Genomic DNA, 18,459 nt, shown 5'->3' with positions numbered 1-18,459 from the left:
TCAGTACCGGGCGCGTGCGACTGCGGCCAGCTGTTCGGCTCGATCGGCAGGCGAACGTTTCGGGCAGCTCGTGCACATCTGCCTGCCGGGCACCTCGTAGACCAGGCAGCACGAGGCGCGCCGGACGAAGGTGCGGCCCTCGACGGTGACGAACCGTGGCGCGGGCAGGCGCGAGCCCACGTCCGCCGCCAGCCGGGTCGCGGCCTCCTTGGTGCCCGCGTCGAGCGCCCGGTTGCCGATGGCATCGGCCACGACCGCCCACAGCGACGGAGCCCCGGCCCCGGAAACCGCCGCGACCTGGGAAATCACCGCGGTCAAGGTGTCACGCAAGGCGGTCGCGACCTCCTCGGCCGCCGCCGCCCCGGTCTCGCCGCCCACGTCCGAGCGCACCGAGCGCCCGGTGGCATCGACCGGCACCCGGCGGAATTCCGCGTGCTCGACACCACCGTCCGGACGGACCGCACAGTCGAATTCGCCGAGCGCGGCGACCGGCGCGGGCGTGCCCGCCGCGTAGGCGACGGCGATCTGCTCGACCAAGGTCGAGGCGACCATGCACCACCACAGGGTGCCCGCGACCCGGGGAACATCGGTGCCCCAGGTGTGGCTCATCGCGTCGATCCGGGCCGCGACCCAATCGGGGTCGGTGAGTAGGTGGCCGGGAACGGTGCTCACGACATCAGGGGACTGCGTAACCATGGCCAATCGACTCCGATCCACCCTGCGACCATCGAATATGTACCGAGCAGCCACAACGTCACCATGACGAGGGCGAAGGTGCCCACCGCGCCGAGCACCTTGATGAACCAGCCGCGCGAGGTGTACCAGTCCATGACGATCCGGTATTTGCCGCGCACCCAGTGCAGCGTGTGGTGGGCCCAGACGAACTCGGTGGCCAGGATGCCGAAGCCCGCGAACACCAGCGCCCAGCCGGGTCCGGGGTACGGGATCGTGATGATCCCGATGATCAGCACCAACCCACCGACCACGCCGACGGCGATGCGGTAGCCGACGTTGAGGGTAGGGCGCTGCGCGACGTGTTCCCGGAAGGCGCGCCAGCGGTCCTTGAAGGCGTCCCACCGGCCCCGGTCTGTGACGGACTCGTCGTCCGCGGAGTCGGGGCCGTCGGTGACGCGCTCGGCGGCGGTCGGATCGCTGGTCATGAATTCCAGCCTACGAGTCCGACCGCCGCCGAGTCGCGTCGCGCGTCTTCGCGCAGCTTGCCTCCGCCCTCGCGCACGACGGAGGTGAGCATCAACCGGTGACGGTGAGTGCGGCGTGATCGTCGATCGCGCTGACTCCGTCGAGAGTCACCTCGAGTACCCGCGATGTCGCGATGTCGAAGAACAGCCCCGACACCGCCAACCCGCGCTCGGCAACAGCGCGTCGCACCGCGGGATTGCGTCCCAGCGTCTCTAGCTGCACGGCGACATTGACCATGCTCAGCTGATCCACCTCGTCGTACCCTGCTGCCCTGGCCGCGGCGGCCACGGGATGGCCCGCGAGGAACCGCTGCAAGGTCGGCTCGGCGTGACGCAACCACGAGCTCAGGCCACCCGCGGTGTCGGCCGCGGAGTGGACCGCCTTCATCGCGCCGCACGAGGAGTGCCCGCACACCACCACCGATCGCACCGCGAGACTGTCCAGCGCGAAACTCAGTGCCGCTTCGACGGAATCGTCACCGCTGACCGGCACGAGATTGCCCACATTGCGCACGGTGAACAGATCGCCGGGCCCGCTGTTGGTGATCACATTGGGCACGATCCGCGAATCCGAGCAGGTCAGGAAGAACGAGTCCGGGTCCTGACTGTGGTGCAGCCCGTCCAGGTGCGGACGCACCACGTGGGCGTGGCCGCGATGGAAGGCCGCGACACCGGCGGTCACCGCGTCGCCGCCGGACTTCTGGTGCCGCCACGGACGGAGCATGTCGTCGATGGCGGCGCGACCGAATCCGCGGATCGGTGGCGCGGCCGGGGTGTCGGCCATCCGCGCACTGCCGATTTCGACGAAATCGACACGGCCGCCGCCGCTTTCCTGCTGTCGCTGCCAGTCCTCGATCGCCTCGAACGCGGCGTGGTCGAGGAAGTCGACGGTCATCTCGACCGTCACATCGGCGCCCGCGGGCACCTTCGTCAGTTCGCCCGCCAGCTTCGGCAGCGCGAGGAAGGTGCACGTACCGTCGATGTGGACCTGCCAGCGCCCATCGGGCAGCGGGGCAGCCGTCACCTGCACACGCACGACCCGCCACAGCAGCAATCCGAACGCCAACGCGAGCCCGATGACGACGCCTTCGAGCAGGTTGGTGAACACCACTCCGAGCACGGTCACCACATAGACCAGTAGGTCACCGGTGCGCCGGGCCAACCGGATGTGGGCCAGTTTCACCAGCTGGATGCCGATGACGATGAGCAGGCCCGCCAGCGCGGCCTTGGGAATCTGTTCCACCAGGCCGACCAGCGCGACCGAGAACAGCAGGATCCAGAGTCCGTGCAGCACAGTGGAAGCCCTGGTCCGCGCGCCTGCCTGCACATTGGTGGCGCTGCGCACGATCACGCCGGTGATCGGCAGACCACCGGCCAGGCCCGAGAGGACATTCGCCGTGCCCTGGCCGATCAGTTCCCGATCGAATCCGGTGCGCGGACCGGTGTGCATCTTGTCGACCGCGACGGCCGAGAGCAGGCTCTCCACGCTGGCGATCAACGCGATGGTGAGCACCATCATGGCGACGGCCGACCAGTTGCCCGACGGCAGTTCCGGCAGGCCCAGCGCGTCGAAGACCGACCCGCTCAGCGCGATCCGCTCGACCTCGGGCAGTCCGAGCGAGAGCACGGTGCCCACGAGCACCGCCACCAGCGGACCCGGCACCGCGCGCAGCTTCGGTGGGACGTACTTCCAGCCGAGCATCACCGCGATCACCACGGCGCCGACGAGCGCGTCACCTCCGTGCAGCGACAGCAGCTGACCGGGGAGTTCGATCACATTGCGCAGCGCGGTGCTGTGCGAGGAACCGCCGAGCAGCACATGGACCTGCTGCAGGGCGATGGTGATGCCGATACCGGCGAGCATGGCGTGGACCACCACCGGGGCGACGGCGAGCGCGGCGCGCGCGATCCGGCTGAGTCCGAACAGGATTTGCAGCACGCCCGCGGCGACCACGATGAAACAGGTTACGCGCCAACCGAATTGCGCGATGGATTCGGCGACGACCACGGTCAGACCGGCGGCGGGGCCGCTGACCTGCAGGACCGAGCCGCCGAGCAGGCCCGCGACCACACCACCGATCACGGCGGCGGCGAGGCCTGCGGCGATGGGCGCACCGGAGGCGACCGCGATGCCGAGCGAGAGCGGCAGCGCGACAAGGAAAACGACTATGGAAGCGGGTAGATCGTGACGCAGCAGCGTCTGTTGCCACGTGGGGCGGGATGACTCGTTCGACGGGCTGTCCGCACGGGGCGGGGCATGGTCGTTCTCGACAGACATGACTCTCCTTCGCCGGCTCCCGGCGCTGGGCCGAGGCCGATCATCACAAGGGCGGTGGTGAAGCAAAGGGGGTGGAGCGAAGATTCCGGTGCATCGGCGAACCGGGAACTGGTGGAACCAACCTATTGGTAAAGAATTGGCAAAGCCAGTGTGCCGCACAAACAGTGGGTCTCGCCATAACCGCAGGCAGTCTGTGGTGTGACCCACACCTACCCCCCTTTACACGGGCTCGGCGGCGATCCTGCGGGCCTCGTCGAACCCCGAGATCCCGTCGGCGTGGATCTCGATCACCCGCGCGGTCGCCAGGTCGAAGAACAACCCGGTCACCGCGACACCGCGTTCGGCCATCGCGCTGCGGATCGCCGGATAGTCGATGAGGGTCTGCACCTGCCGGGCGACATTGACCATGCCGAGCTGGTCGACCGGGCCGAAGCCCGCGAGCTCGGCCGCCGTCGCGACCGGATGACCGCCGTGGAACGCGGCCAGGGTCGGCTGGGCGTGCGCGAGCCAGTCGTCCAGGCCCGGCCCGGCCTGAACCTGGCGGTACAGCGCCTCCATCGCACCGCAGGCGCTGTGCCCGCACACCACCACCGAGCGCACGTCGAGCTTGTCCAGCGCGTAGATCAGGGCGGCCTCGACCGAGACGTCGCTGCCACCGACCGGCACCAGATTGCCGACATTGCGGACGGTGAACAGGTCGCCGGGGCCGCTGTTGGTGATGACATTGGGCACGATGCGGGCGTCGGCGCACGCCAGGAAAAAGGTGTCGGCATCGGGCCGGTGTCGCAACCCGGCCAGGTGCGGCCGCATCAGGTGCGCGTGCTTGCGGTGATAGGCCGCGATGCCTGCGGCGATCGGGTCGACGCCGCCGCTGCGCCGCCATGGCCGAATCGCCTCGTCGACCGCCTTGCGCGCGTGCCCGTGTTCCGGCGGCCCGTCGTGGGTGCGGGCCATCCTCGCGGTGCCGAGTTCCACGAAGTCCACTGTGCCGCCGCCGGATTCACGGGCGTCGGCCCAGTCCGAGAGCAACTCGCACGCCGCGTGGTCGAGAAAGTCCACACTCATTTCGACCGTCACGTCCACACCCGCGGGCACCTTCGCCAGTTCGGTCGTGAGCCGGGGCGCGGCCAGGAAGGTGCAGGTGCCCGCGATGCGCACCAGCCAGGTCCCGTCGGTGCGCGGCGCCGCGGCGATGGTGAACCGCACGACCCGCCACAGCAGCAGGGCGAACGAGGCGAGGAGCCCGATCACCATGCCCTGCAACAGGTTCAGCGCGACGACCGCGATCACGGTGACCAGGTAGACGTAGATGTCGCCGGTGCGGCGGGCCCGTTTGATATGCGCCAGCTTCACCAACTGCACCCCGATCAGTACCAGCAGCCCGGCCAGCGCCGCCGTCGGGATCTGGCGGACCAGGCCGACCAGCGCGACCGCGAACACCAGGATCCAGCCACCGTGCAGCACAGTGGCCGCCCTGCTGTGGGCGCCCGCGTTGGCGTTGGTGATGCTGCGCACGATGACCGCCGCGATCGGCAGACCACCAAGCACGCCCGAGACCATGTTCGCCGCGCCCTGACCGCGGAGTTCACGGTCGAAGTCGGTGCGCTGGTCGGGGCGCAATTTGTCGACCGCGACGGCCGAGAGCAGCGTCTCCACACTGGCGATGAGAGCGACGGTGAGCATGGTGAGCACAATCGGCAGCCATCCGCCGTGCGGCAACGCGGGCAACCCGATCCCGTCGAGCAGCGAGCCGTCGAGGCGCACCCGTTCCACTGTCATCGGCAGCACCAGCGAGACCACCGTCGCCGCCACCACCGCGACCAGCGGGCCGGGCACCACCCGTACCCGGCGCGGCAGATACTGCCATCCGATCAGCACGGCGATCACCAGCAATCCGACGAACAAGTCACCCTTCTGCACCGACATCACCTGACGCGGCAGCTCTGCGATGCTGGCCCACGGCGAACTGACCGTCGTTCCGCCCAGCAGCACGTGCACCTGTTGCAGGGCGATGATCACCCCGATGCCGGCGAGCATCGCGTGCACCACCACCGGCGCGATACCCAGCACGGCTCGCGCGACGCGGCTGAGCCCGAACAGGATCTGCAGTACACCCGCCCCGACGGTGATGAAACACATGGCGGCCCAGCCGAATTGCTGGACCGCTCCCGCCACCACGACGGCGAGACTCGCGGTCGGCCCACTGACCTGAACCTTCGAGCCGCCGAGTAATCCCGCGACCACCCCGCCGACGGCGGCCGCGATGAGCCCGGCGACGACAGGCGCGCCGGAGGCCAGGGCGACCCCGAGCGACAGCGGCAGCGCGACGAGAAACACCACGAGTGACGCTGGAAGATCTTGCTGGAGAACCGATTTCAGTGACGCATGTGACAGCGTGCGCGCTGTCGCTGTGGTGGTGCCCGGATCATTGTCGGTCATCATTCTCCTTCGCCGGGGCGGATGGGCTCCCGGTTCATCGGTCGAACATGCACTGGCAATTGATGCTGAGCTGCGAGCGAACGGCGGATCTGCAGCACTACTCGAAAGAGAGCGGACTCCAGACACAGAGTCGCGTCAATAGTAAAGAACTTCCCAAGCATTAGAAAATGTTCTGGGAAGAATGGGACGAAATCGCCGTCGATCTGTGACCTCAGTCACAGAGCAGGCTGTCGGCCAGCTGCCGTTGCGTCGCCTGGTCGAGACCGGCGCGGGTCGCCCACGCGGTGGCGCCACCGTGCTCGGTGTCCAGGTGGATCAGGAACTGGCGCATGGTGGTCGCATCGGCGGCGAAGACCCAGGCGGGGAGCCGATCTGCCGCGTCGTCGGCCGGTCGAACCTCCCGTCCGCTGCGGGCCCGCAGCGCCGCGATGTTCGCGGTGGTGGCGGCATAGTCGGCGATGATGTCGTCCGCGCGCACCCCGGCGACGGCCAGCAGCAGCGCGATCACCACCCCGGTGCGATCCTTGCCCGCGGCGCAGTGGACCAGCGCGGGCAACTGACCCGGGGCCGCGAGCAGGCGCAGCACGGCGGCGATGTTCTCACTGCTGTGCTCGAGGTATTCGCAGTACCGGTCGAACATGCTCCCGTCGGGCGAGACCTCGGTGAGGTCGAGGCGCACCCGGTCCGCGCCGTAGACGTGCAGGTTGCGGTAGTCGGCCACGGCGTCGACCACGGCACCTGTTCCGTCCGTGACGATCTCGCCCGGCGCACGCAGGTCGACGATCGTGCGCAGTCCGCATTCGGTCAGCAGGAACGACACATCGCCTGCGTCCAGCTCGGTCAGCCGGTCCGACCGCAGTACCCGCAAGCGGCGCACCTGCCGCCCGTCCGTCGTTCGCAAGCCACCCAGGTCCCGCGCGTTCACCGCACCGCGCAGCGGCAATTCCCGGCCCATCGAAGAACTCACACCGTTGGTCATCACAAACCCCGTTCTCATTTTCACAGCACCTGGTCGCAAACGTTGATCAACGGTATTCGGTGCCGAACACCGCGAATTCCGAAATCCACTCTCCCGCAACGACCTTCCGCGCATTTGTGCAGGTCAGGGCGTCGAAGGGGTTTATTCGATCGGGAAATGCGATGGACGGATCGGAATGTTCGATACGAAACGGCAGGGGTCAGTTCCCATCGATACCGTCGGGCACGGAAACTTTCCGTGTCGAAAGGTACGTCGAATGCACCTGACAATCGTCGGAAATCGAGCGGGTATGCCCGCCGACGGCGCCGCCAGTTCGGGCTATCTGGTCGAAACCGGCCAGTCGAGAATTCTGCTCGACTGTGGCCCCGGAATCGCGGTGATGCTCGGCAACTACCTGCACGCGAGCCTGCTCGACGCGGTGGTCATCAGCCACCTGCACCTGGATCACTGCTACGACGTGCTGCCCATCGGCAAACAGGCGATGCGCAGAGCGGCCGATGCCCCGGACCGCCGGATCAAGCTGTTCGTGCCGAAAGGCGCTCGCGCGAAACTGGATCAGCTCGCCGCACTGTTCCCGGTCAAGACCTTCCCCGATCTGAACCGGGCGTTCGACCTGGCCTACGAGGTCATCGAGTACGAGCGCGGCGAGACCCACGCACTCGCCGACTGCACCATCGAGCTGGTGCCCATGGTGCACACCGAACCCGACTGCGGCGTCCGGATCGAAAGCCCCACGGGCAGTATCGCGTTCACCGGTGATACCGGCTGGAACGACAACCTGGTCGCGCTCGCCGCCGATGTCGACATCTTTCTGGCCGAGTCCACTCTCGTCGAGCCGGATCGCACACCGCACGGCCACCTTTCGGCCACCGAGGTCGGGCGGGCCGCCGCTGCCGCGGGTGCGCGCTCGGTGGTGCTGACCCATTTCGGTTCGGCACAGCAGGAGTGGCAGCAGGCTCGACGCGACGACGTGTCCGCCGAATTCGACGGACCCGTCCACCTCAGCGCACCCGGCATGCGGTTCTCGCTGCCCGCCGAACAGCCGCGCTGAGCGCTACACCGCGACGGTCAGTGTCGCGAGGCCGCGCAGGTTGATCCGACCGTTCCACGTCTGATCGACCACCGCGGCCTCGGGAAAGCGGGTCACGAAGCGCGGGAACACGATCCGGGCCTCCATCCGCACCAGGGCGGCACCGAGGCAGTGGTGGATGCCCGCGCCGAGCGAGACGTTCTGGTGCGCGTTCGGCCGATCCAGGCGTAGCCGGTCGGCGTCCGCGCCCCAGAATTCCGGGTCCCGGTTGGCGGCGGCCAGGGCGCCGATCACCCAGCTGCCCGCGGGGATCTCGTGGCCACCGATGTGCAACGGCGCGAGGGTGATCCGGCGCATCAGGTGCACCGGGGTGTCGAAACGCATCAGTTCGTCGACGGCGCCGGCCGCGAGGTCGGGCTCGGTTCGCAGCCGCCGCGCCTGGTCGGGATGCCGCAGCAGCGACAGGATTCCGCTGCCGAGGTGGGTCACCGTGGTCTCGTGGCCCGCGATATAGAGGAACATCACCTGCGAGATCAGCTCGTCCTCGTTGAGCATGTCGCCGTTGTCCTCGGCACTGATCAGCGCGGTGAGCAGATCGTCGCCGGGGGTGGCGCGTTTCCAGCGGATCAGTTCACGGACCATCCCGAACAGTTCCTGGTTGGCCGCCCTGATCCGTTCCTGGGTCTGCGGGCTCGCGAAGGGCTCGAACACCAGCACGACGATCTCGGTGAGCTCGCGCAGCCGGGTGTGCTCGCCCACCGGGATGCCGAGCATCTCCGAGATGATGGTGAAGGGCAGCGGAAAGGCCAGTTCGGCAATGACATCGGCCGTGCCCGCCGCGGCGATGCGGGCCAGCGCCTCCTCGACCAGTTCCTCGACCCGCGGCTGCAGCGATTCGATGGACCGGGGCGTGAAGGCCTTCGACACCAGGCGCCGGAGCCGGGTGTGGTCGGGCGGGTCCTGATCCAGCATCGACAGCCCGCCCATCACGCGGCTCTCCTTGCGGACCTCGGTGCTGCCGCTCTTCCACGCGGGCAGATGCCGCAGGTGCTGCTCGTCGACGGAGTGCGCCGAACGTTGCAGGGCGGCCACGTCGGCGTGCCGGGAGATGATCCAGAATCCGAGCGGATGTTCTTGCGCGGGTCCCGCGGCGCGGAGCTGGGCGTAGTGCGGATAGGGGTCGTCGGCGAATCCCGGTGCGGTGGGGTCGAAGACGAAGGTCTCGGTGCTCATTCCAGGTATCGCTTTCTTGCCGCTGCTCGCATGATCTTTCCGCTGCTCGTCTTCTGCACCGTGTCCGGCGCGGCCAGCACCACGTCCGCGACGGCGATTTCGTGTTCCTGCATCACCGCCGCCCTGATGGCGCCCGCGATGTCGTCGGTGTCCGCGTCGGCGTCGCGCTTGATCTCCTGGACGACGACCAGTTTCTCGCCGTCGCGCCCCGGTACCGCGAACGCCGCGCCACTGCCTGGTCGCAGCGCCGGGTGCGCGCGCTGCACGGTGTGCTCGATGTCGTGCGGGTAGTAGTTGCGGCCACGCAGGATGATGATGTCCTTGAGGCGGCCCACCACATACAGCTCACCGTCGACGACCATGCCGAGGTCGCCCGAGCGCAGGTAGGTGCGCTCGGGATCGTCGGCGCGGCGGGCGTGGAAGGTCTCGGCGGTCGCTTCCGGCAGACCCCAATAGCCCTGGGCGACATGGTCACCCGATACCCAGATCTCGCCGGCCCGACCTTCCTGGCACAGCTCGCCCGTCGCCGGGTCGACGATGCGCAGGTCCTCACCGGGCAGCACCGCCCCCGAGCCGACGAGCGTGCGGCCCCGATCCACCCCGGCCGCGACATAACGTCGATCGGCGAGCGCGTCGATATCGGCATCCAGCAACCGCGGACCCCGGCCCTTCCCGCTCGCAGACACCAGCAGGGTGGCCTCCGCGAGGCCGTAGCACGGGAACACCGCCTGGGCGCCGAACCCCAGTGGCGCGAACGTTTTCGCGAACCGGTCCAGGGTCTGCGCCCGGATCGGCTCGGCGCCGTTGAAGGCGACCTTCCAGCTGCTCAGGTCCAGGTCGGGCAGTTCCCCGGCCGCGGCGCGCGCGACACACGCGTCGAAGGCGAAGTTCGGGCCGCCGCTGGTGTGCGCGCGATAGTGCGAGATGGCCTCGAGCCACCGCAGTGGCCGCCGGATGAAGGTGGTGGGCGACATCATGACCGTTGTCGCGCCGACGTACACCGGTTGCAGCACATTGCCGATCAGGCCCTGATCGTGGAAGAAGGGCGCCCAGCCGACGACGGTCGAGTCCCGGTCGTGGCTGAAACTGTGCCGGATCATCTCCTCGTTGGCCACCAGGTTCCGATGCGTCACCATGACACCCTTGGGCGCGGAGGTCGACCCGGAGGTGTACTGCAGGAACGCCACGGAATCGGGATCGGCGGTCACCGGGGTGAAAGAGGTTTCCGTCGTGGGCAACTCGTCGACGGCCAGCCACTGCCGTGCGGTGCAGAGCGGCTCGAGTACCGGTCGCAGTGTCTCGACCAGCCCGCCGATCGTCAGCACGGCCGTGGGCGCGCAGTCGGCGACGATGGAGCGGGTCGCGTCCTGGACCTTGCCACGGCGCGGCGGATTCACCGGCACGGCAACAATGTTCGCGTAGAGGCAGCCGAAGTAGGCGGTGATGAATTCGACGCACTGCGGGAAAACCAGCAGGGCGCGCTCGCCCGGTTCGCACCGCGAGCGCAGCAGTCCCGCCACCGCCATCGCTTGTTCGTGGAGTTCGCGATAGGTCGTCGTGGTGTGCTCGGCGCCGTTGTCGTCGAGGAAGATGTAGGCGATGCGGTCCGGCTCGTCGACGGCGCGACGCGCGAGGATGTCGGGAAGTAGCTGCACGTCGGTCCTCAGGTCAGGGCGGCGGTCATGATCGCCGCGATAGCCGCGCGATGTCGATGGTGGAACAGGTGATCACCGGTGAACTCGTGTGTGGCGAACGGGCCGTCGGTGAGCGAGCCCCACGCCCACACCTCGTCCGGATCGGCGATCGGATCCTCGGTGCCGTAGAACGTCGTGATGGGGCAGCTGAGCCGGGGCTGCGGCTGGTGGCTGTACTCCTCGGACAACTCCAGGTCCGCCCGGGTCAGCGGCAGCGCGTACCGCAGGAAACTCGCGCTGCGGCCCGCCGCGCCCCACGCTCCCATCGCGGCCATCGCGTCGGCGAAGTCGTTGTCGGGCAGGCGATGCAGGACCGCGCGACTCGCCGCCAGGTGTGGTGCTCGGCGACCGGACACGAACAGGTGGACCGGTGGCCTGCCCGCGACGGTCAGCGCGCGAGCCAGTTCATAGGCGATCAGCGCGCCCATGCTGTGGCCGTAGATCGCTACCGGCGCTTCGCCCGATTCGGCTATCTGGCAGACCAATTCGTCGACCGCCTCGCCCACCCGGTGCAGCGGCGGATGTTGCGCGACGTCCTCGCGGCCGGGCAGCTGGACCCGGACCACCCCGATCTCGGGTCCGAACAGCTCCGGCCAGCGGTTGAACGACGATGCCCCGGCGCCCGCGTGCGGGATACAGACCAGCCGCACCTCGGCGGGCGCGGCGTCGCTGCGCAACCACGATTTGACCAGTCCGGTGCCCGTCATCGTGCCCGCCGCACATCGACGGGAAGGCTTTTCAGGCCGCGCACGATGAAACTGTGGTCCTGCCACTCGAGGTCGGCCGACCGGGGTGCCAGGTCGTCCGAACGGACGAACAGGTACTCGAAGGCGACCTGTGCCTGCAGTTCGGCGAGCAGCCCGCCCAGGCAGCCGTGCATGCCGTGGCCGAATCCGAGATGTCCACCGCCGGTGCGAGTCAGGTCGAACTCGTCGGGCCTGGCGAAGACCGCGGGGTCGCGGTTGGCCGCGCCCAGACACACCAGGATCTGCTCGCCCGCCGAGATCGACGCACCGTCGAGCTGGATATCACGGGTGGCCAGGCGTTTGGTCAACTGCAGCGGAGGGTCGTAGCGCAGGGCCTCGGTGACCGCCGCCTCGACCGATTCCGGCCCGCGGCGCAGCAGCGCGGCCTGCTCGGGGTGCCGCAGCAGGGCGAGCGTCCCGTTGCCGATCAGCGATTTGGTGGTCTCGTTGCCTGCGACGAAACACATGATGCAGACGAACACCAGTTCCTCGTCGGTCAGCACGTCCCCGCCCGCGGTCCGCGCGGCGAGCAACTGGCTGATCAGATCGGTGCCGGGCCGGGCTCGCCGCTCGGGCAACACGGCATCGATGGCCGCGGCGAACTTCTCGACCACCGCGCAGACCCGCTCGAAGTCCCCGGCTTTCATCATGCCGGGTTCGAGCAGGAATCGGATGTCGTGGGTCCACGGCCCGACCTGCGCGCGCAACTGCTCGGGCAGGTCCATCCACTCACACAGCACAGCCACCGGCAGCGGCGCGGCCAGGTCAGCGATCACGTCCATGCCGCCGTCGCGCCAGGCCCGCTCCATCAGGTCGCCGGCGACCCGGGTCACCAGCGGGCGCAGCGACTCCACCGACCGGGCGGTGAACACCCGGTTCACCAGTCCGCGCAACCGCGCGTGATCGGGATTGTCGGTGAACACCAACGACTTCCGGCCGAGCCGTTCGATCTGCGCGACGCTGCAGTGCCCGAGCCGCTCGGCCTGTCTGCTCACCAGACTGGGAATCAGACCGGCGCTGAACGAGCGATCGTGCAGCACCCCACGGACTTCGGCATGCCGGGTGAGCACCCACATGCCCAGCGTCCGGTGCACCGGTTCGGCCTCGCGCAACTGCTGGTAGAGCGGATACGGGTCGTGCCGGAACTCGGCACTGAACGGATTGAACCGGACCCGTGTCCTGGTCGCCGCGACGGGTTCGGGCGAATGCGTGGTCATGCCGACCGCACGCGGTCGGTGAAGAATCCGGTGCGGTAGGGCACCAGCACGAGCCGAAGCAGGCCGATCTTGCCCATCCGGAAACCGAGCGCCGACAGCTTGAGGTAGCGCTCGTAGCGGGCCACCACATCGCCGCCGACGATCTCGGTGGCCTCTGCGCGGTGGGCCCGCAGCCTGCGCGCCCACTGTTCACAGGTCCAGGCGTAGTCGAGGCGCCCGTTGCTGATCGAGCGCACCTCGAACAGTCCCTCGGCCGCGGCGGTGATCTCGGCCAGGGTCGGCAGGTCGGCGTCGGGGAAGATCTCCTGCTGCATGAAAGCACTGGCCTGTTCGCGCGACATGTTCGCGTAGGCGATGGTCTGCAGCGACAGCGTGCCGTCGGGCTCGAGCCAATCGCGGCACCGCGTGAAGAACTCCCGGTACACACCGATCTTCTCGTCCGGCGAATCGTCAGGAGTGGCGAAGTGTTCGAAGGCGCCGATCGAGATGATGCCGTCGAATCGGGTGTCCGGCTCGTAGTGCAGCCAGTTCTCGGTCCGCACTTCGACGCCGGGGTAGGCGCGCGATCGCACGAACTCGGCCTGCTCGGGGCTCAGCGTCAGCCCGACGGACCTGGCGACCCCGGCGTGTGCCAGCCGCTCGAGGATCGCGCCCCAGCCACAACCGATGTCGAGGACGGTCGCGGCCTGCTCGACGTCGATCGCGTCCAGGTGGAAGCGCAGCTTGCGATCCTGGGCGAGTTCCAGTGTGTCGTCCGGGTTTTCGCGCAGTGCGCAGGAATAGGTCAACGACTCGTCGAGCCAGAGCCGGTAGAAATCGTTGCCCGCGTCGTAGTGGTGACGGATCGCTGCGGCGGCCGCGGTGGACCGCTCGGTATGGACCGACATCGCTACCCCACACTCCGCCGGCTCTGCTCGTGCAGGTAGGCGGCGACGGCGTCGAGGTTCGGGTTGTCGAACAGGTCCTCGGGTGCCAGATCGACACCGTAGCGGTCCTCGACCTCGATCAGCAGCGCGACGGCGAGCGCCGAGTCGATGCCGAGGCGGTCGAAATCGGTGGCCGGATCGATGGTGGCGGCCGGTACCTCGAGCAGACTCGCGAGGTATTCCTGGCACCAGGTGACAATGGCTTCTTTACTCGTATCCACGGTGAGAATTCCTTAGATTCGCTTGGCTGCCATGCGTTCGGCGGACGGCATTTTCAGGTCCCAGGCGAGACCACAGAATGCCAGTGTTCTGATGAGCCAGAAACCGGGGTCGAGTCGATACCAGTCCAACCCGAAGGAGGGCGACTCGGGAAACGCGTGGTGATTGTTGTGCCACGACTCCCCCAGCGTCGCCAGGGCGAATACGCCACCGTTGTGGCTGTTCTCGCGGGATTCGTAATTGCGGGTGCCGAACATGTGCAGGAACGAATTGATCGCCCAGACGATGTGTTCGAGGACGAAGATGCGCACCAGCCCACCCCACAGCAGGCCGGCGACGGCGCCGGTCCAGCTCCACGAGACCAGGCCGCCGATCACGGTCGGGATCAGCAGCCCGAGCGCCACCCAGTAGTAGTAGAGGCGGGCGATGCGGACCAGGCCCCGGTCTTTGATCAGGTCGGGTGCGTAGTGCACCACATTGGGGTATTCGTGGCGGCGCATCCACAGGAAATGCGAGTGGGCCAGGCCGCGCAGCGCACCGCGCAGGCCGTCACCGGCGAGGTTGGGTGAGTGCGGGTCGCCCTCACGATCGCTGTATTCGTGGTGGCGCCGGTGCAGGGCGACCCAGGAGATGACCGGGCCCTGGCCTGCCATCGAACCGAGGATCGCGAGAACCCATGACACCCACGGCGCCGCTTTGAACGTGCGGTGGGTGAACAGCCGGTGATAGCCGACTGTGACGCCGAGTCCGGTGAGCAGCCACATCACGAAGAGCAGGGCGAATTCCAGCACACCGAAGGGCCGGACCAGCAGGAAGGCGAAAGCTACGACCGTGCCGATGATCGGGAGAATATCGAACAACAGGAAGTGGCGCCGTTGCAGTCGGTGGATATAGGGACTACTGATCGTTTTTCTGCGCGGATCGGAGTTCATTGTTCAATTCACCTCAGCGGTATAGAAACCGGGCTGAACATTAGTACCGTAACCGTGTGTTCAGCGGTCGGCGACGGCGTGTGACAATTGCCGATCGCCGGATCGGAATTGTTTATGACGGATCAGCGACAGCGCGACACTGATCGCGCCGAAGCCGGTGGCGAACATCCAGATGTGATCGGTACCGAAGACCGCGATGACGGCTCCGCCGATCGCAGAGCCGAGGGCGGCCCCGAGATACATCGCCGACCCGTTGAGCGACAGCAACATCGGTGCCTGCTCGGGGGTCGCGTCGGCGATCATGCTGTGCTGCTGCGCGGGCAGGAAGGCCCAGCCGACCACACCCCACACCGTGACGAAGGCGACGGTGGTCGCCAGGGTGTGCGCGGCGATCGGCTGCCAGGCCAGGTTCGCGGTGAAGATCGTCAACGCGCCCAGAAGTACCGGCCGCGCACCGAATCGGTCGACCAGCATGCTCCCGCCCCACAGGCCGACCATCGCCCCGACGCCGTGCGCCATGATCAGCGCGCCGACATAGGCCGCTCCCACGGCCGGGACCTCGGCATAGATCGGGCCGACGTAGGTGAAGATCATCAATCCCGCGGTCATTCCGGAGATCGTCACCGCGAGCCCCAGCCACACCGGTGGGTGACGCAAGGGTGCGAGGCGCCGGCGCAGCGACACCACAGGTGTGGTGTCGCCCGCCGGAACCGTCCACGCCACACCGGCAGTCGTGATCAGCGCCACCACGGCGACGACGACGAACGCCATCCGCCACGACGACAGCCCGGCCACCCACACCCCGAGCGGCACACCCGCCACGGTGGCGATCGAGATGCCACCGAGGATGACCGCCAGCGCCCGTCCTCGACGGTCCGCTGTGGCCATCCCGGCAGCCGTCGCGGCCGCGAGGGGCACATAGATCCCCGCGACGCACCCGGCCCCGATGCGAGCCACCGCCATCACCCACGGCGACCAAGCCAGCGCGGCAAGCAGATTGACGACGGCGAACAGCGCGATCGCGGTGAGCAGCAGCCGCCGTGGCGAACGCACCCGCAGCGCGGTGACCACGACGGGCGCGGCGAGGGCGTAGGCCAGGGAGTAGCCGGTGACGAACAGTCCGGCACCGGCGACGGAGACCCGCAGGTCGGCCGCCATCGGTGTCAGTACCCCGGCGACGAGGTAGTTGTCGGTCCCGGCGCAGAACGCGCCGAGCGCCAGCACCAGGACCGGCAACCACCGAATCGATGAGGGTTCGGCATCGGCGACGATCACCGGATGCCCGTGCACCTCACCAGGGTTGGGCGTCGGCATCGCGCAACTCCACGGCGACATCGATGAGTTCGTAGATCCGCATGGTCGGCTTCCAGACGCTCGCGTCGGCGATCACCCGGATCCGGCCGGGGCGCCGTTCGACGCTCTTGATGTGCACCTCGAGGGTCATCTGCTCGTCGTCGGCCAGAATCTGCCCGCGATAGCGCCACGACAACGCCACCCCGACCGGGAGGACGAACTCCGCCGCGACCAGCTCGCCGGCGAGACCGGTGTCCACCGTCCACTCCTGCATCGCCTGGATCACCGCCTCGACACCGAGGGATCCCGGCATCACGGGGTCGAGATAGAAGTGGTAGCCGAAGAACCAATCGCCTGCGCCGACCGCACGGGTGGCACGCAGATAGCCGAGCCCGAAGGCGCCTGCGCCGTCGACGGTCTCGATGCGGTCGAGCATCGCCAGGTGCCCGGTCGCGCACGGGATGCCGGTGTCCGCGGCTCGTCTCGCGGCCACGTCGATCACGCGGACAGCGGGGCGCTGCACCTGACTGTCGAGCCACGTCGGCACGAACTCGCCGTTGTCGAGTCCGTTCTGGTTCGCCAGCGCCGGGGCGTTGAAGAAGCCGAACAGCGACTCCCCCGCGTAGAACGGTTCACCGTCCACCGCGAGCTCGTAGGAGAAGGTCTGCAACACGACACCGACCAGGACGGTGGTGTCGATCAGCCTGCTGGTCTGCTGGATCGTCTTGTCCCGCAGGTCGACCTCGCGCAGCACCGTCGCGGAGCCGTCGAGATTGCGCAGACTGAAGTCCTCCTGGGGCGAGGTGAGGGTGGCGCCGAGGAAGTAGCCCAGCAGCAGCGCGGACTGCAGGGAGGTCTCCATGTAGACGACGTTGGGCATGGAGGCATTGGCCGATTCCGTGTAGTACCAGGAGTCGGCGGGCGAGTCGTACTCGGTGTGCGAGCTGCCCTTTTCGAGCCTGCCACGGCGGCCGTCGACGGCCATCACCCGGTCGCAGAGCTGGAGTCCGTGGTTGGGCATGCGCGTGGCCCGGCGGCCCACGTAGGCCGAGAACTCCGGGCCGAGCGCGATGCCGAGGTCGCCGCGGGCGCTGTGGGTCATATGGAACTCGCCGAGCAGGGCACGCTGACCGAAGACGTTGCGGCGGCCGAGGAATCGGGGAATCTCGCCGCCGGCGTCGGGACCGATCGACAGTCCCTGTTCCTCCCTGATCTCCAGGGTGAGGCCGTGGACGCGGGCCACTACTACTCCCGCGCAGCGGATTTCGGCATCGACCCGGAGCCAGGGGCGCGGCAGCAGGTCGATCTGGACCACGTCGGCGACCAGCTCGGCGGGTCCCGCCATCGGTGCGGACACGGTCACTTCGAGTGGCTCGCCCGCCTGGAATCGGGCGCCTGCCAGGCACAGCTGCAGGCCCGCGCGCACCGCGAGGACCTCGGCGGCCTGCCAGGTGAGCTCGGTTGCCGCGGTGACCGGATCGGGGCCATCGATCCGGCACGTCGCCCGCAATCGGCCTCTGGCCCATGGACCTTCGCGGCCGGCGATCTCGAGCACCTCGGTGAGGTTTCCGTGGGTGCCCTCGGTCAGCCGAATGTCGGGGTTGACGCCTTCCTGGTCGTAGGCCGGACCGAAAACGGCAGCCACTTCGCCCCTGCCCAGTGCGGCGAGAGCGGTGCCGTCCAAGGCGGTGATCGGTGTGCGAGCCAGGAACTTGAAGGCATTCATGGTGTTCGCGGGCGGTGGCAGCTCGAAAACCACCGGGTGTCCCGGCGCGGCGGAGACCGTGAGGCCGGTCGCCGGCGCGTGGTCGATCATGACCGCGAAGGACTGTTCGGCCCAGGTAGCAGGGGCGGGTACGGGTTCCTGGACAGTCCGGGCGCTCTGCTCGTGGCGGCCGAGGGTGTCGAGCGCACGCCGCTGCAATGCGGTCTGTACGTCCATCGCCGACAGGTGTGCGGTCACGAGCTCGGACCGAACCTCGTGCAGCAGCGCGGAAATGGGGTCGGCGGGCACGTTGCCCGCCACCACCGGCGCGGTGACCGAGCGCGCCGGTGCGGTGGGTCGCTGTACCGGCACGGTGGACGGCTGCACCGCGGGTACCGAGGGAGCCGCCGGTGCGATGGACTGTTGGGGTGCCGGTGCGGTCGACGGTTGCGGGGCGGGGCTGGTGGCGGGCTCCAGTGCCAGCGACCAGGCGAGGACGTCGAAGGGCTCACCGTCGAAGTCGAGGGTGTCCAGTGGTGTGGTGGTCATCGGATCTCCGTTCCTGACAT

Annotated in this window: 15 protein-coding genes; 1 reads left to right on the top strand and 14 read right to left on the bottom strand. The window is 68.3% G+C overall.

Translation table 11 applies throughout. The features are described from left to right. The 5 genes from ACFWPX_RS28605 to ACFWPX_RS28585 form a co-directional block, all read right to left on the bottom strand. Nucleotides 1-672: a (2Fe-2S)-binding protein gene (locus ACFWPX_RS28605; RefSeq protein WP_378914599.1), complete on the bottom strand. Its 672-nt coding sequence runs from the start codon at nucleotides 670-672 to the stop codon at nucleotides 1-3. Next, nucleotides 669-1,160: a TIGR02611 family protein gene (locus ACFWPX_RS28600; RefSeq protein WP_378914600.1), complete on the bottom strand. Its 492-nt coding sequence runs from the start codon at nucleotides 1,158-1,160 to the stop codon at nucleotides 669-671. The genes ACFWPX_RS28605 and ACFWPX_RS28600 overlap by 4 nt, the downstream gene beginning before the upstream one ends. Before the next feature lie 91 nt (nucleotides 1,161-1,251). After that, the gene (locus ACFWPX_RS28595) at nucleotides 1,252-3,477 is read right to left on the bottom strand and encodes a SulP family inorganic anion transporter (RefSeq protein ID WP_378914601.1); all 2,226 of its coding nucleotides are present in this window, start codon (nucleotides 3,475-3,477) and stop codon (nucleotides 1,252-1,254) included. Between the two features lie 219 nt (nucleotides 3,478-3,696). Then, entirely contained in the window at nucleotides 3,697-5,919 is a 2,223-nt protein-coding gene (locus tag ACFWPX_RS28590; RefSeq protein ID WP_378914602.1) for a SulP family inorganic anion transporter, read from the bottom strand. A 208-nt stretch (nucleotides 5,920-6,127) separates the two neighbouring features. Continuing rightward, nucleotides 6,128-6,895, bottom strand: a complete 768-nt coding sequence (locus ACFWPX_RS28585) for a tyrosine-protein phosphatase (protein ID WP_378930627.1) — start codon at nucleotides 6,893-6,895, stop codon at nucleotides 6,128-6,130. Nucleotides 6,896-7,151: 256 nt separating this feature from the next. Here ACFWPX_RS28585 and ACFWPX_RS28580 point away from each other — a divergent pair, with 256 nt between their 5' ends. Continuing rightward, nucleotides 7,152-7,946 (top strand): MBL fold metallo-hydrolase, encoded by a 795-nt coding sequence (locus ACFWPX_RS28580; RefSeq protein WP_378914604.1) that lies wholly within the window; start codon nucleotides 7,152-7,154, stop codon nucleotides 7,944-7,946. A 3-nt stretch (nucleotides 7,947-7,949) separates the two neighbouring features. Here ACFWPX_RS28580 and ACFWPX_RS28575 read toward each other — a convergent pair whose 3' ends face one another. The 9 genes from ACFWPX_RS28575 to ACFWPX_RS28535 are packed head-to-tail and all read right to left on the bottom strand — an operon-like array spanning nucleotide 7,950 to nucleotide 18,439. Beyond that, the gene (locus tag ACFWPX_RS28575) at nucleotides 7,950-9,158 is read right to left on the bottom strand and encodes a cytochrome P450 (protein WP_378930625.1); all 1,209 of its coding nucleotides are present in this window, start codon (nucleotides 9,156-9,158) and stop codon (nucleotides 7,950-7,952) included. After that, nucleotides 9,155-10,813: a fatty acyl-AMP ligase gene (locus ACFWPX_RS28570; RefSeq protein ID WP_378930623.1), complete on the bottom strand. Its 1,659-nt coding sequence runs from the start codon at nucleotides 10,811-10,813 to the stop codon at nucleotides 9,155-9,157. Before ACFWPX_RS28570 ends, ACFWPX_RS28575 begins: the two co-directional genes overlap by 4 nt. A gap of 8 nt (nucleotides 10,814-10,821) precedes the next feature. Beyond that, nucleotides 10,822-11,559 (bottom strand): thioesterase II family protein, encoded by a 738-nt coding sequence (locus ACFWPX_RS28565; RefSeq protein ID WP_378930621.1) that lies wholly within the window; start codon nucleotides 11,557-11,559, stop codon nucleotides 10,822-10,824. After that, nucleotides 11,556-12,815, bottom strand: coding sequence for a cytochrome P450 (locus ACFWPX_RS28560; RefSeq protein WP_378930619.1), 1,260 nt, complete (start codon nucleotides 12,813-12,815; stop codon nucleotides 11,556-11,558). The genes ACFWPX_RS28565 and ACFWPX_RS28560 overlap by 4 nt, the downstream gene beginning before the upstream one ends. Further along, the gene (locus ACFWPX_RS28555) at nucleotides 12,812-13,702 is read right to left on the bottom strand and encodes a class I SAM-dependent methyltransferase (protein WP_378930617.1); all 891 of its coding nucleotides are present in this window, start codon (nucleotides 13,700-13,702) and stop codon (nucleotides 12,812-12,814) included. Before ACFWPX_RS28555 ends, ACFWPX_RS28560 begins: the two co-directional genes overlap by 4 nt. 2 nt (nucleotides 13,703-13,704) lie before the next feature. Continuing rightward, entirely contained in the window at nucleotides 13,705-13,962 is a 258-nt protein-coding gene (locus ACFWPX_RS28550; RefSeq protein WP_056810906.1) for an acyl carrier protein, read from the bottom strand. A gap of 12 nt (nucleotides 13,963-13,974) precedes the next feature. Beyond that, a complete protein-coding gene (locus tag ACFWPX_RS28545) occupies nucleotides 13,975-14,892 on the bottom strand; it encodes an acyl-CoA desaturase (RefSeq protein WP_378930615.1) in 918 nt (305 codons plus the stop codon). 60 nt (nucleotides 14,893-14,952) lie between these two features. Then, a complete protein-coding gene (locus tag ACFWPX_RS28540; RefSeq protein ID WP_378930613.1) occupies nucleotides 14,953-16,206 on the bottom strand; it encodes an MFS transporter in 1,254 nt (417 codons plus the stop codon). Further along, on the bottom strand, nucleotides 16,184-18,439 hold the full coding sequence (locus tag ACFWPX_RS28535; RefSeq protein ID WP_378930611.1) for a beta-ketoacyl synthase: 2,256 nt from the start codon (nucleotides 18,437-18,439) through the stop codon (nucleotides 16,184-16,186). The genes ACFWPX_RS28540 and ACFWPX_RS28535 overlap by 23 nt, the downstream gene beginning before the upstream one ends. Between the last annotated feature and the right edge of the window lie 20 nt (nucleotides 18,440-18,459).

The organism is Nocardia sp. NPDC058518 (assembly GCF_042719655.1).
Lineage (GTDB): Bacteria > Actinomycetota > Actinomycetes > Mycobacteriales > Mycobacteriaceae > Nocardia.
The sequence above is the reverse complement of the archived record's forward strand: the minus strand, read 5'-3'. Positions and strand labels throughout refer to the sequence as shown.

What these genes read in the sequence shown, in the direction of transcription:
- ACFWPX_RS28600 (WP_378914600.1), bottom strand. Translation starts at nt 1,160, where the DNA reads ATGACCAGCGATCCGACCGCCGCCGAGCGCGTCACCGACGGCCCCGAC.
- ACFWPX_RS28595 (WP_378914601.1), bottom strand. Translation starts at nt 3,477, where the DNA reads ATGTCTGTCGAGAACGACCATGCCCCGCCCCGTGCGGACAGCCCGTCG.
- ACFWPX_RS28590 (WP_378914602.1), bottom strand. Translation starts at nt 5,919, where the DNA reads ATGATGACCGACAATGATCCGGGCACCACCACAGCGACAGCGCGCACG.
- ACFWPX_RS28585 (WP_378930627.1), bottom strand. Translation starts at nt 6,895, where the DNA reads ATGACCAACGGTGTGAGTTCTTCGATGGGCCGGGAATTGCCGCTGCGC.
- ACFWPX_RS28580 (WP_378914604.1), top strand. Translation starts at nt 7,152, where the DNA reads ATGCACCTGACAATCGTCGGAAATCGAGCGGGTATGCCCGCCGACGGC.
- ACFWPX_RS28575 (WP_378930625.1), bottom strand. Translation starts at nt 9,158, where the DNA reads ATGAGCACCGAGACCTTCGTCTTCGACCCCACCGCACCGGGATTCGCC.
- ACFWPX_RS28565 (WP_378930621.1), bottom strand. Translation starts at nt 11,559, where the DNA reads ATGACGGGCACCGGACTGGTCAAATCGTGGTTGCGCAGCGACGCCGCG.
- ACFWPX_RS28560 (WP_378930619.1), bottom strand. Translation starts at nt 12,815, where the DNA reads ATGACCACGCATTCGCCCGAACCCGTCGCGGCGACCAGGACACGGGTC.
- ACFWPX_RS28555 (WP_378930617.1), bottom strand. Translation starts at nt 13,702, where the DNA reads ATGTCGGTCCATACCGAGCGGTCCACCGCGGCCGCCGCAGCGATCCGT.
- ACFWPX_RS28545 (WP_378930615.1), bottom strand. Translation starts at nt 14,892, where the DNA reads ATGAACTCCGATCCGCGCAGAAAAACGATCAGTAGTCCCTATATCCAC.
- ACFWPX_RS28540 (WP_378930613.1), bottom strand. Translation starts at nt 16,206, where the DNA reads ATGCCGACGCCCAACCCTGGTGAGGTGCACGGGCATCCGGTGATCGTC.
- ACFWPX_RS28535 (WP_378930611.1), bottom strand. Translation starts at nt 18,439, where the DNA reads ATGACCACCACACCACTGGACACCCTCGACTTCGACGGTGAGCCCTTC.